Origin of the sequence: Neisseria sp. P0008.S004, assembly GCF_051962755.1 — a bacterium.
GTDB lineage: Bacteria > Pseudomonadota > Gammaproteobacteria > Burkholderiales > Neisseriaceae > Neisseria > Neisseria subflava_A.
Genome location: NZ_JBQCUZ010000008.1, coordinates 66552 through 77749 on the forward strand (window position 1 = coordinate 66552; position 11198 = coordinate 77749).

14 protein-coding genes, 1 tRNA gene and 1 pseudogene are annotated in these 11198 nt (G+C 47.6%); 10 read left to right on the forward strand and 6 right to left on the reverse strand.

Annotated elements, in window-relative coordinates; translation table 11 throughout:
- Nucleotides 1-21: 21 nt before the first annotated feature.
- Complete coding sequence (locus ACTHSW_RS09235) at nucleotides 22-582, reverse strand: DUF3465 domain-containing protein (RefSeq protein WP_070461635.1); 561 nt, start codon at nucleotides 580-582, stop codon at nucleotides 22-24.
- 121 nt (nucleotides 583-703) lie between these two features.
- The gene (locus ACTHSW_RS09240; protein ID WP_070461636.1) at nucleotides 704-1504 is read right to left on the reverse strand and encodes a hypothetical protein; all 801 of its coding nucleotides are present in this window, start codon (nucleotides 1502-1504) and stop codon (nucleotides 704-706) included.
- 158 nt (nucleotides 1505-1662) lie between these two features.
- On the opposite strand from ACTHSW_RS09240, the gene ACTHSW_RS09245 reads away from it, so the two are divergent.
- The 3 genes from ACTHSW_RS09245 (at nucleotide 1663) to ACTHSW_RS09255 (ending at nucleotide 3163) form a co-directional block, all read left to right on the forward strand.
- Nucleotides 1663-1914, forward strand: a complete 252-nt coding sequence (locus ACTHSW_RS09245) for an NGO1151 family protein (protein WP_003680526.1) — start codon at nucleotides 1663-1665, stop codon at nucleotides 1912-1914.
- A 76-nt stretch (nucleotides 1915-1990) separates the two neighbouring features.
- Entirely contained in the window at nucleotides 1991-2794 is an 804-nt protein-coding gene (locus ACTHSW_RS09250) for a basic amino acid ABC transporter substrate-binding protein (protein ID WP_070461637.1), read from the forward strand.
- Nucleotides 2795-2923: 129 nt separating this feature from the next.
- Nucleotides 2924-3163 carry a putative hemolysin gene (locus tag ACTHSW_RS09255; RefSeq protein ID WP_070461638.1) on the forward strand — a complete coding sequence of 80 codons (240 nt, stop codon included), beginning with the start codon at nucleotides 2924-2926 and terminating at the stop codon, nucleotides 3161-3163.
- Nucleotides 3164-3229: 66 nt separating this feature from the next.
- On the opposite strand, the gene serS is transcribed toward ACTHSW_RS09255, so the two are convergent.
- Nucleotides 3230-4525 (reverse strand): serine--tRNA ligase, encoded by a 1296-nt coding sequence (gene serS, locus ACTHSW_RS09260; protein WP_070461639.1) that lies wholly within the window; start codon nucleotides 4523-4525, stop codon nucleotides 3230-3232.
- Nucleotides 4526-4649: 124 nt separating this feature from the next.
- Nucleotides 4650-4725: transfer RNA gene (locus tag ACTHSW_RS09265), tRNA-Glu, on the reverse strand.
- 133 nt (nucleotides 4726-4858) lie between these two features.
- Here ACTHSW_RS09265 and ACTHSW_RS09270 point away from each other — a divergent pair.
- Nucleotides 4859-5758 (forward strand): recombination-associated protein RdgC, encoded by a 900-nt coding sequence (locus tag ACTHSW_RS09270; protein WP_070461640.1) that lies wholly within the window; start codon nucleotides 4859-4861, stop codon nucleotides 5756-5758.
- Nucleotides 5759-5811: 53 nt separating this feature from the next.
- Here the strand turns inward: ACTHSW_RS09270 and ACTHSW_RS09275 are convergent.
- Nucleotides 5812-6243, reverse strand: a pseudogene (locus tag ACTHSW_RS09275) (HD domain-containing protein); the annotation flags it as partial.
- A 220-nt stretch (nucleotides 6244-6463) separates the two neighbouring features.
- Here ACTHSW_RS09275 and ACTHSW_RS09280 point away from each other — a divergent pair.
- The 6 genes from ACTHSW_RS09280 (at nucleotide 6464) to dcd (ending at nucleotide 10019) form a co-directional block, all read left to right on the forward strand.
- Entirely contained in the window at nucleotides 6464-7210 is a 747-nt protein-coding gene (locus ACTHSW_RS09280) for a hypothetical protein (RefSeq protein ID WP_225905513.1), read from the forward strand.
- A 31-nt stretch (nucleotides 7211-7241) separates the two neighbouring features.
- Entirely contained in the window at nucleotides 7242-7394 is a 153-nt protein-coding gene (locus tag ACTHSW_RS09285; RefSeq protein WP_225905468.1) for a hypothetical protein, read from the forward strand.
- Nucleotides 7395-7518: 124 nt separating this feature from the next.
- Nucleotides 7519-8091, forward strand: a complete 573-nt coding sequence (locus ACTHSW_RS09290; RefSeq protein ID WP_070462023.1) for a hypothetical protein — start codon at nucleotides 7519-7521, stop codon at nucleotides 8089-8091.
- Nucleotides 8091-8873: an ADP-ribosylglycohydrolase family protein gene (locus ACTHSW_RS09295; RefSeq protein WP_070462021.1), complete on the forward strand. Its 783-nt coding sequence runs from the start codon at nucleotides 8091-8093 to the stop codon at nucleotides 8871-8873. The genes ACTHSW_RS09290 and ACTHSW_RS09295 overlap by 1 nt, the downstream gene beginning before the upstream one ends.
- Before the next feature lie 22 nt (nucleotides 8874-8895).
- Nucleotides 8896-9327 carry a hypothetical protein gene (locus tag ACTHSW_RS09300; protein ID WP_070462019.1) on the forward strand — a complete coding sequence of 144 codons (432 nt, stop codon included), beginning with the start codon at nucleotides 8896-8898 and terminating at the stop codon, nucleotides 9325-9327.
- Between the two features lie 125 nt (nucleotides 9328-9452).
- Nucleotides 9453-10019, forward strand: coding sequence for a dCTP deaminase (gene dcd / locus ACTHSW_RS09305; RefSeq protein WP_003680541.1), 567 nt, complete (start codon nucleotides 9453-9455; stop codon nucleotides 10017-10019).
- 55 nt (nucleotides 10020-10074) lie between these two features.
- On the opposite strand, the gene ppsR is transcribed toward dcd, so the two are convergent.
- The gene (gene ppsR / locus ACTHSW_RS09310) at nucleotides 10075-10896 is read right to left on the reverse strand and encodes a posphoenolpyruvate synthetase regulatory kinase/phosphorylase PpsR (protein ID WP_036491303.1); all 822 of its coding nucleotides are present in this window, start codon (nucleotides 10894-10896) and stop codon (nucleotides 10075-10077) included.
- Between the last annotated feature and the right edge of the window lie 302 nt (nucleotides 10897-11198).

Below are 11198 nucleotides of genomic sequence, written 5' to 3' on the forward strand. Positions count from 1 at the left end.
AGCAGGAGGCCGTCTGAACGGTTATTGATAAACCTGTCCGCCGTGCTTCAGCCAACCGTCTTCATGACGGCCTGCCGGGTCATGATGCGTCCAATGGATAACACCGCCCTGCTCCGACCATTCGTATTCGCCGTAAAACGCTACTTTATCGCCTTTTTTCAAACCCTTAATCTTATCGGCAAGGTCGATATTGTGTGCCACCAAAAGCGTCTGGCCGCTGGAGAGCTTCAAGATAAAGCGTTGGTGGCGCGTGCCTTTGTTGTCATCCGGCAGGGTTTTCCATACCGTGCCCTCGCCCTCAACCTGAATATCGCTTTGTTCGTTTTCAAACGCCTGTTTCAAAACCGCTTCGGCTGATTCCTTGTCCGAACCGATTTGCTGCTGAGCCGTATCGGCATTCTTTTTGCCCGCATTATTTTGTTTCTGAACGGCTTCTATTTTCTGGTGATTCTGCGATTGTACCGGCTGCTTGTTTTGCATTTTGTTATAGGCAAATACGGCAACCAAAGCAATCAGCAATACAATGATTTTATTTTTATTCATAACAATCTCAAAAAAAATGCCCGATTCTGCATCGGGCATATCAACTATTTAGAAAGGATATTTATCACGAAAACGTGAGCCACTATTATACACGCTTCGTAAAATTTTAAGGGAAATTTACGCCGAAGGCCGTCTGAAGCTTTTCAGACAGCCCAGATACTCAACGGCGGTATTTCATTTCGGTCTTCATATCGTCCAAAATACGTTTGACGTTGTGTTCCAACACATCTTCCACCAAGCCCGGAGCCTGCTCGTTCAGCATTTGCTGCAACTGGTAAGTGAACAAGGCCATTTGTTTTTGCACGGCAATCCGAATCATGCCATTGACCGCATCGGCCACATGGGGGCGTAAACGCTTAATCAGACGCTCGGTCAAATCTTTTTCAGAAACGCAGAATACCTCCCGACGGCCAATCGCTTGCGGGTTCAATACATTGATATGGACATTAATGGCCGGTTCTTTTTCAAGGCCGTCTGAAACCGCCTCTTCAGCCACTTCCGCATCATCATTTTCCGGTTTTTCAGTTTCTTCCACTTCAGGCGCATCAAAATCTACGGCACCTGATTTCGGATTCAGTCTGACGGTGCGCGTTGATTCGATATGACGCTCTGAAGCCGCAGCCTGCAATGCCGATTGCGCGCTCAACCAGTTATCCTGCAAAACCACCATTGCATCGGTTTCCACTGCCTCGCCCTCGTCGGCAAGGGCAGTATTGTGTTCCAACTGCCAGCGGTACAAATACTCTTCCAATACTTTTTCACGATTGTCAGCATCCAGTTTATATTCTTTTTTAGGCGCGGTTTTGGGCGCAACATCGACAGCGTCGTCCGATTTTTTGACCAATGGCGCATGAGTCGGCTCAGTATTGAATTGTCGTGCCTGACGCAATCTTTCCAGGCGTTTTTCCCAATTCAGGTCTTCTTCCTCGAGGGCTGTGGGGTCAAGACGGTTGTTTTCCATAATCTCGTTTTTTCATTTTTATTGTGAACCGTATTTCAAACCTAAAATTACTTGAAATACGGCCAATGGTTGGACATATCCGGCAAGCCGGCGCAAGCGTCACATTTTAATATTAATTCGCTATATAATCACTATTTTATTTAACTCAAGGATACATCATGAGCAGCATCGAACAACGCCTCGAATATCTGGAAGAGGCCAACGACGCTTTGCGTATGCAAAACCACGTCCTCGCCACCGCACTCAAAGGCCTCATCCGCTCCCTGCCCTCCGACATGGCCAACGATGCCGTAGAATCCATCCAGCTTGCCTTTGAAGACGCGTTGGCGGAATTGAGCTATGAAGACAGTCCGCACACCGACCTCTTCCATGACGTAACCTACGCATTTTTCCGAGAAAAAGACCACTGATTTCGGCTAGTTTGTTCACAAAATTATGCTAAACTAAGATTTTATCCGTTAACATTTTATTAAGAAAGCACATATCATGAACATGAAAAAATGGCTGGCCACTGCCCTCGCTTGCTCCGCCCTTGCCCTGACTGCCTGCGGCGGTCAAAGCAACAATGCCTCTGCTCCTGCCGATAAAGTGTACCGTGTCGGCTCTAACGCCGAGTTTGCCCCATTTGAATCTTTGGATTCTGCCGGCAAAGTAGAAGGTTTTGACGTTGACTTGATGGACGCCATGGCTAAAGCCGGCAACTTCAAAGTCGAATTCAAACACCAGCCATGGGAAAGCCTCTTCCCTTCTTTGAACAACGGCGACGTGGACATCGTTATGTCCGGCGTAACCATCACTGACGACCGCAAACAAAGCATGCTCTTCAGCGATCCATACTTTGAAATCACCCAAGTTGTCCTCGTTCCAAAAGGCAAAAAAGTAGCTTCTTCCGAAGACCTGAAAAACATGGCCAAAGTCGGCGTGGTAACCGGCTACACCGGCGACTTCTCTGTTTCCAAACTCTTGGGCAACGACAATCCGAAAATCGCCCGCTTTGAAAGCGTTCCTCTAATTATTAAAGAATTGGAAAACGGCGGTCTAGATTCCGTAGTCAGCGACAGCGCGGTTATTGCCAACTATGTAAAAAACAACCCGACCAAAGGCTTGGATTTCATCTCCCTGCCTGACTTCACCATCGAAAACTACGGTATCGCTGCACGCAAAGGCGACGAAGCAACCATCAAAATGTTGAACGATGCACTGAAAAAAGTACGCGAAAGTGGCGAATACGACAAAATTTACGCCAAATACTTTGCTAAAGAAGGCGAAAAAGCCGAAGCAGCCAAATAATCTGGTTTGACTTCCTAAACTAAAGGCCGTCTGAAAACTTTTCAGACGGCCTTTAATCTGGTTAACTCAATTAAACGCAAGCACCCCCTATAATCCGCTTGTTTTTATCTTTCAAATGAAAGACACACCATGATCAAGCCCATCATCCTCAGCCTCGCTGCCGCAACCGCTTTGGCCGCCTGCTCCGCTTCTGAAAAACAAGAATCTCCTAACGTCGGCGTGGCCAATCCGGCTTCCAAATTCTGCGTCAAACAAGGCGGCAAATCCGAAATCAAAAGAGACAAAGACGGCAACGAATACGGCGTGTGCCACTTGCCTGACGGTACCGTTGTCGAAGAATGGGAATATTTCCGTCAACACAACAAATAATTACTCAATCATAGAAAAGGCCGTCTGAACCCAAGTTTCAGACGGCCTTTTTCTTTTAAACAGCGATTATTTTACTTCCAATTTGGTCACGCCACCCATATACGGTTGCAACGCAGCAGGAACATTAATGCTGCCGTCGGCATTTTGATGGTTTTCCAAAACCGCCACCAAAGTACGGCCGACTGCCAAGCCTGAGCCGTTCAAAGTATGCACCAAACGGTTTTTACCGTTTTCATCTTTGAAACGCGCTTTCATGCGGCGAGCTTGAAAATCTTCGCAATTGGAGCAGCTGGAAATTTCACGGTAGGTATTTTGCGCAGGAACCCAAACTTCCAAGTCGTAGGTTTTGGTTGCGCCGAAGCCCATGTCGCCGGTACACAAAGTGATCACGCGGTATGGCAGTTCCAACGCTTTCAAAATATTTTCAGCATGACCGACCATTTCTTCCAGCGCTTCGTATGATTTTTCCGGATGAACGATTTGCACCATTTCCACTTTGTCGAATTGGTGTTGGCGAATCAAACCGCGCACGTCTTTGCCGTATGCGCCCGCTTCGGAACGAAAACATGGGGAATGCGCAGTCAATTTCAACGGCAAATCGCTGCCGGCCACGATGCTGTCGGCAACGGTATTGGTCAGCGTTACTTCGGCGGTCGGAATCAGATATTGCGTTTTCTTGCTCTCGTCACCGCCGCGGGTAACATGGAACAAATCTTCTGCAAATTTAGGCAGTTGGCCCGTGCCCTGCAAAGTGGTGTCATCCACGATATAAGGCGTGTAATGCTCGGTATAGCCGTGTTTCAGCGTGTGCGTGTCCAGCATGAACTGAGCCAAAGCGCGATGCAGACGGGCGATTTGGCCTTTCATCACGGTAAAGCGCGCGCCGGAAAGTTTCGCACCGCCTTCAAAATCCAAACCCAAAGGCTCGCCCAAATCAACATGGTCTTTGATTTCAAAGTCAAATTCTCGCGGCGTGCCAACTTTGCGGACCTCAACGTTTTCAGTTTCGTCTTTACCGACAGGCACACTTTCGTGCGGCAGGTTCGGAATGCTCAGCAGCCAAGCATCCAATTCTTTCTGAACGGCATCCAAATCAGCGGCTGCCTGCTCCAAATCAACTTTGATTTGGGCAACCTGATCCATCGCAGCTTGAGCCTCCTCGTGTTTGCCTTGACCTTTCAACGCACCGATTTGTTTGGAAATACTGTTGCGCGAAGCCTGCAACTCTTCTGTTTTCACTTGAACGGCTTTGCGTTGCTCTTCCAAAGCGTTGAAACGCGCGATATCAAACTCGTAACCGCGGGCGGCCAAACGTTCGGCAACTGCGGCGGTATTGCTGCGGAGCAATTGGATGTCTAACATTGTTTTCTCTCGTTAAGATTCAGAATGGCATTATTGTAAACCAATTTAAAGATATTTTCACAGCGACAGGCCGTCTGAAAACAAAAAACGCCCCTGCAAAAGCAGGAGCGTTTTTTAAGAATTCTGGCACGCCCACGGGGATTCGAACCCCGGTTGCCGCCGTGAAAGGGCAGTGTCCTAGGCCTCTAGACGATGGGCGCGTAACCGAAGCGCGAACTATACAGAAACCCTTTTCTTCTGTCAACGCCTTTACTGCATTTTTAAAGAGGCTGCCGATTTCCGTATGTTATTTTCCCTGTATAATGCCGGTTTTAATAAAAAGGAAAACTCGCCATGTGGTTTAAGCAAATCAGTTTTTATCCGCTCAACAAAGACAAGTTGCCCGAATTGGAAGTCCTTGCCGACAAATTGGCGCAATCCGAATTTGCCCATTGTCAGGGTTTGGACTGGTTTAGCGAAGGCTTTTCCACGCCGGTTTCCTTTTCGCCAGAGCTAGTTTTCCCTGCCGATTACACTTGGCGCGTTGCCCTGAAAAAAGAAGAAAAAGTCCTGCCTGCCGGCGTCATCCGCGATATTTTGGATGAAAAGGTTTTGGAAATCCAAAACAACGAAGCGCGTAATGTAGGCCGTAAGGAAAAACAAGAACTGAAAGAACAGATTACTGACGACCTGCTGCCCCGTGCCTTTACGCGCAGCAGCCGCACACAGGCGATTTTCGACACGCGCCACGGGTATCTTTTGGTCAACAATGCCGCCTCTGCCAAAGCGGAAAATATCCTGACCAAACTGCGCGAAGCGTTGGGTGGTTTGGAAGCCGCCCTGCCCAACACCAAACAATCGCCCTCCTCCCTGATGACCAGCTGGCTGCTGCAAGGCCATTGCGAAGGCGGTTTTGAATTGGACAGCGATTGCGAACTCAAAGGCGTAGGCGATGTTGTTCCGGTCGTCAAAGTTTCCAAACAAGACCTGACCGCCGATGAAGTGGTACAACACGTCAAAAATGGCAAAACCGTTACCCAGCTGGGTTTGGTATGGCGCGAACAAATCGCGTTCATCCTTACTCAAGACTTTACACTCAAACGCATCCAGTATCTGGACGTTTTGCAAGAAGAAGCCGAAAGCAACGGCGACGATGCAGCCAGCCTCGCCTTTGCCTCACAAATCCTGATGACCGAAGCCATCAGCACCATGTTGGAAGAACTGGTTTCTTATTTGGGCGGCTGGCAAGAATAATTTTTCAGACGGCCTTTTGATTGGGAAATATCAAAGGCCGTCTGAAATATAATACGCATGGTTTCCGCCTGTTGGGCGCGCTCTTCAGGCGTGGCGAGGCTGTCCACACGGGCAAAGTGTGTAAGCTTCTGCACTTCGTCCACACCTTTGACCAGCTCGGCGACAGTACTGTTGCAGCGTTCCGTGAGCAGCTCACGCCAGTCGGGCACAAAACGCACGATGTCGGCCAAAAGCGTGGCGGCCACCGCATCGGGCAGCAAATCCAATTCGTTCACCATACGCGCCGCACCCAAAAGGTGCGCCAAAAGCGGCTCGCCCGCAGGCGTGGCCGCATCGGCAGGATAATGCGTCTCGGCCAGCGACAAGGCCGTCTGAAGCAGCTTTTGCGCAGGTTCGGGCAAACCGGCGGTGTGCGCGTCAAACCACGCGCGGGATTCTTGCAGCGGTGCGGCGGGGATTTCCGGTGTTTGTCGTGTGTTGCTCATGGCATGCCGTTTCTCCGTTTGTTTTGTTTCGACATAGCGGCTGTATTGTAGCAGCTTGCCCGTATTTTGCGACAAAGCATGTTTCAGACGGCCTGGGCTACCCAACTTGCAATAACATATAAACATCAAAATAAAACAAACAATTAGCGTGTAAATGTGCTTGCAGTGAAAAATATTGGGAATAATATTTATGCAAGTAATAATTTTTATCAAGAAGGAGATGAGTGTGAAATTTTTAGCTGCTTTGTTGTGGCCGGCCATGTTGCTGCCCATTTTGTCTCATGCCGATAGCGGCATTCAGACGGTCTCTGTTTCTCAAGCATATGCGGATGACGCAACGGGCTGCGGGCAGCTTTATCCTGTAGAGAGCTTCGAGAATTTGTTCAGACAGATGGCCGGCACGCTGCATAGTGCCTGTTTGCTTGATATGCCGCCTGAAGATTTAGCGAAAAAGTGGCAGGTTCCCGTGTACCGGCGCTATCTGCGGCTTTCCGGCCGTTTGCGGCCTGACGGAGAAAAACAGGCGGTACTCAGATGGAAAGACAAGGCAGAGCGGCAGAAATGGCTCAAACACAGGCGGCGTAAGCTAAAACGGCCGACCGACGGCTTTACGGTAGTGCATCAGACCAACTACGACGGCAGTACTTTTTTAGAAATCGAAGCAACGCCTGATTATATAAAACGATACCGTTCATTGTTTCCTGACGACCGTTATCCTGATGATTTGCCGAAACCCTATGTTTCATCTCATATCCTAAGCCCGGTCAGCGTATGCTTTAACAATGGAACAGAACAAGTTTTTCCTAGGTATACGGTAGTAAAACAAGTAGCAGTAGATGAAAACAACCATTTGATCGGGAGTGATAGACATTTGGTTATAAGGGAGGAGAAAGGTGCAGGAATATTATTTCAGCATCCAACAGACAAATGCATTAATGATATTTCCAGCATCTTTCTTATCAGATAGTCGATAGTATTTAATTTTAAAGGTATATGGTATGGCTACAACAGCACAAATCCGGCAGCATTTTTTAAAATTAGGGATGCCTGTTTCGGAAGTTAATCAGATTATTCGGGATTCAATTTTACTGGGGCAAACCCATAACTTTATCAATCAATGGGGGTTAGGGAGTATTCAAGCAATACACTAAATATTCCGGCATATTTTTCCAAAGCAAACTAATTGGCAGTAAAGAAAATAGAAGTATTGTATTCAGTACGGCAGACAAAAGATATCTGACTGCTTCTGATTGGGCTCATGAGTTAGGACATGGTTTGTCGAAAACCATTTCCAAGCTTGATCTTGATATTGATGGAAATCGCAATATAACAGCGAATGAATATGCACGAAGATTTGTTTATGAAGAAGGAAAAGCCGAATACAACCGTTTTCAGTTTGATTTGCGGAACAACCCAAAAGAAACCAAATACGGCTCAAATACAGAAGCAATCAAGGCAATGAACCAGCAACAGGCTGTTGATTATTTTGCCCATAAGATGAAAACCCAAAACCCCAGCGGGCAGCCCGGTGATACTTATTGGACGCTGGCAAAATCTAACTTCTTTGAGAAAACCAATCCAAGCCTGCTAACCGGTAAAACTCCGGCCGAAAAACAAAAAATCCTGCAGGCCGGAATGGATGAGGCGGCACACAGCCATCCAAACAGGTTGTTTGGTGTAGGTGATGAACGGATACGCTTTCAGAAAACCGATCCAAATATGCCGCTTAGTCTGATGCCGATGATGGCACGTGGAAATCCTACGCTGATGGTGGTATTTGTACCTGCCAACAGCCGTTTGGCAGACGGTACGGTAACGACGATAGAAGTATCAGAAAGGATGTCATGATGTTGGGCGCAGTCATCGGCGATATTGCCGGATCACGATTTGAGTTTGACAACTACCGTCACACCGATTTTGACATTTTCAGCCCCGACAGCGACTTTACAGATGACACGATTTGCACTGTTGCCATCGCCGATTGGGTTTTACAAGGCTGCAACGATAATTTGGCCTCTATTTTACAAGGCTGGTGTAGGGCATATCCCTGCGCTAAAGGCGCATATGGCGGCCGCTTCTCACAATGGATAGAATGGAAAGATCCAGAACCTTATAATAGCTGGGGCAACGGCTCGGCCATGCGTGTTTCTGCCGTTGGTTGGACATTTGCCACATTGGAAGAAACCCTGCATTTTGCCGAACAATCCGCTATCGTAACGCACAACCACCCGGAAGGCATTAAAGGTGCGCAAGCCGTAGCCGCCGCCATCTTTTGGGCGCGTACTGGTATAAGCAAAGCGCAAATTAAAGAAAACATTACACGACAATTCGGCTACGACTTGAGCCAAAGTTGCGACCAAATCCGCCCGCATTATCATTTCAACGAAAGCTGTCAGGAAACCGTGCCTCAAGCGATTACTGCCTTTCTTGAAAGCGATGATTTTGAACACGCCATCCGACTGGCAGTTTCCCTTGGCGGAGACAGCGATACCTTGGCGGCCATTACCGGCAGTATTGCCGAAGCCTGCTACGGTATCCCTACGTCTATGCGCGAACACGCTTTAGCCATATTGCCACGCCATATTGCTGAAACCCTGCTGACTTTTGAATCCCAATATCAGGCCGTCTGAAACTGCCTGCAAAAAGGAATGAATGATGAAATACCTCGCCCTACTCCCTATCGCCTTCATGCTGGGCACGCCTGCCATTGCTGAAACCATCAATCCTTATCAGGAAAAAGGTTGCGCTTATGATGGCGATGTCGGCAAAGACGGCAAACCGTCCGGTAAAGGTACATGGAAATGCCAAGACGGCCGCAGTTATGTCGGCACATTTAAAAACGGCAAATTTGACGGCAAAGGCGTATATACCGTTTCCGGCAACGGCGAAACCTTTATCGAACCTTTCTCCTCCAACAGCGCCAAATTACGCAATATGACGCTGGAGGGCGTGTTCAAAAAAGGCAGGGCGCACGGAAACTTTACTGCCTCCCAAAACGGCACACCAGTCTTCATCATGAAATGCGAAGACGGTATGATTAAAGAAGTCAAACTGCCTAAGAAATCTGCTTCCAAAACCAAATAAACAGCCTTTCAGACGGCCTTATCCAGCTTTTAGGCCGTCTGAAACATCAATTGACAAGCCTGTCTAAAGGCTGTCGTGTTGATTTCAAAGAATTTCCAAACAACCCTTACCTCAGGACAACCACCATGAGCATTAAATCCGACAAATGGATACGCCGCATGGCCGAAGAACACGGCATGATTGAGCCGTTCGAGCCCAACCAAATCAAAGAGGCCAACGGTCAACGCATCATTTCCTACGGCACATCCAGCTACGGCTACGACATCCGCTGTGCCAATGAATTTAAAATCTTCACCAATATCAACAGCACCATCGTCGACCCGAAAAACTTCGACCCGAAAAACTTCGTTACAGTCGAAGATGACTGCTGCATCATTCCGCCCAACTCCTTTGCTTTGGCGCGCACAGTCGAATATTTCCGCATCCCGCGCAACGTCCTGACTGTCTGCTTAGGGAAATCCACTTACGCACGCTGCGGCATCATCGTCAACGTTACCCCGTTTGAGCCAGAGTGGGAAGGCTACGTTACGCTTGAGTTTTCCAACACCACCCCCCTGCCTGCCAAAATCTATGCCGGCGAAGGCGTGGCTCAAGTCTTGTTCTTTGAAAGCGATGAAGTCTGCGAAACTTCATACAAAGACCGCAACGGCAAATACATGGGACAAACCGGTGTTACCCTGCCTAAGACTTAATACACAAAATAAAAAAAGGCCGTCTGAAATTTCAGACGGCCTTTTATCATTTCATTTAGAAACGGCGTTTCAGCTTGCAAGCCTGCAAGATATGAACGGCGAGTTCTTCCACAGATTTATCGGTTGTATTGGTAAACGGCACACCGTGGCGTTTGAACATATTTTGCGCATCGGCAATCTCGCTGCGGCAAGTATCGATTTTGGCATAAGTCGAATTAGGACGGCGCTCCTGACGGATTGCCTGCAAGCGTTCAGGCTGAATGGTCAAACCAAACAGCTTGTCTTTATAAGGCTTGACCATACGCGGCAAATCTGTGGATTCCAAATCATCAGGAATCAATGGATAGTTGGCGGCACGGATACCGTATTGCAAGGCCAGATAGAGACAAGTCGGCGTTTTGCCGGAACGGGACACGCCCATCAAAATCACATCCGCTTCCTGCAGGTTTTTATCGCTGACGCCGTCATCATGATTCAGTGAAAAATTGACCGCCTCCATACGCGCATCATAGCGTTGGGTATTGCCGATACTGTGGTGCCCCTGCCGGGCGGCAACCGCCTCCGTATTGAGTTCCTTTTCCAAAAGACCGAGAAAGGTTTCAAAGAAATTAATATGGAACGCATTGGCTTTCTTGATGATTTCACGGATTTCGTCATTGACCACACTGACAAAAGCAATCGGGCGCACGCCGAATTTTTCAGCTGACTGGTTGACTTTGTCTACAACAGCACGCGCTTTTTCAGGCGTATCGATAAACGGATAGGTATGGCGTTTGAACTCAACATTGCCAAATTGGTTCAGCAAGGCTTCACCGATATTTTCAGCGGTCAGGCCGGTTCGGTCGGAAATATAGAAGACTTGGCGTGGATCAGTCATAATGAATCCTCTTGAGGGTAACGTTTCAGACGGCAATCATAGCAGTTACAGCCTTTGCAATAAAGCGATTCCCGACAGATTACACAGGATTACAACAAATTTGAACAATTTTTAAATTGGCACAAAATTTTATTTTTTTCTATTTTGTAGAATTTTATTCTAAAATTGCAAAATAAATCTTGTTTATCAAATTTATTAACTTATTTTGTTTTCCATATTTAACAAGAAGATAACACGTAAAAACATGAATCTGATATTCACATTTCAGAAGGCTACACGCCTGAAAAGCACAATATCACAGA

Coding starts and splice junctions, on each gene's coding strand:
- ACTHSW_RS09240 (WP_070461636.1), bottom strand. CDS start 1,504: ATGGAAAACAACCGTCTTGACCCCACAGCCCTCGAGGAAGAAGACCTG.
- ACTHSW_RS09285 (WP_225905468.1), top strand. CDS start 7,242: ATGGCTACAACAGCACAAATCCGGCAGCATTTTTTAAAATTAGGGATG.
- ACTHSW_RS09295 (WP_070462021.1), top strand. CDS start 8,091: ATGTTGGGCGCAGTCATCGGCGATATTGCCGGATCACGATTTGAGTTT.
- ACTHSW_RS09300 (WP_070462019.1), top strand. CDS start 8,896: ATGATGAAATACCTCGCCCTACTCCCTATCGCCTTCATGCTGGGCACG.
- ACTHSW_RS09250 (WP_070461637.1), top strand. CDS start 1,991: ATGAACATGAAAAAATGGCTGGCCACTGCCCTCGCTTGCTCCGCCCTT.
- dcd (WP_003680541.1), top strand. CDS start 9,453: ATGAGCATTAAATCCGACAAATGGATACGCCGCATGGCCGAAGAACAC.
- ppsR (WP_036491303.1), bottom strand. CDS start 10,896: ATGACTGATCCACGCCAAGTCTTCTATATTTCCGACCGAACCGGCCTG.
- ACTHSW_RS09245 (WP_003680526.1), top strand. CDS start 1,663: ATGAGCAGCATCGAACAACGCCTCGAATATCTGGAAGAGGCCAACGAC.
- ACTHSW_RS09255 (WP_070461638.1), top strand. CDS start 2,924: ATGATCAAGCCCATCATCCTCAGCCTCGCTGCCGCAACCGCTTTGGCC.
- serS (WP_070461639.1), bottom strand. CDS start 4,525: ATGTTAGACATCCAATTGCTCCGCAGCAATACCGCCGCAGTTGCCGAA.
- ACTHSW_RS09270 (WP_070461640.1), top strand. CDS start 4,859: ATGTGGTTTAAGCAAATCAGTTTTTATCCGCTCAACAAAGACAAGTTG.
- ACTHSW_RS09280 (WP_225905513.1), top strand. CDS start 6,464: ATGAGTGTGAAATTTTTAGCTGCTTTGTTGTGGCCGGCCATGTTGCTG.
- ACTHSW_RS09235 (WP_070461635.1), bottom strand. CDS start 582: ATGCCCGATGCAGAATCGGGCATTTTTTTTGAGATTGTTATGAATAAA.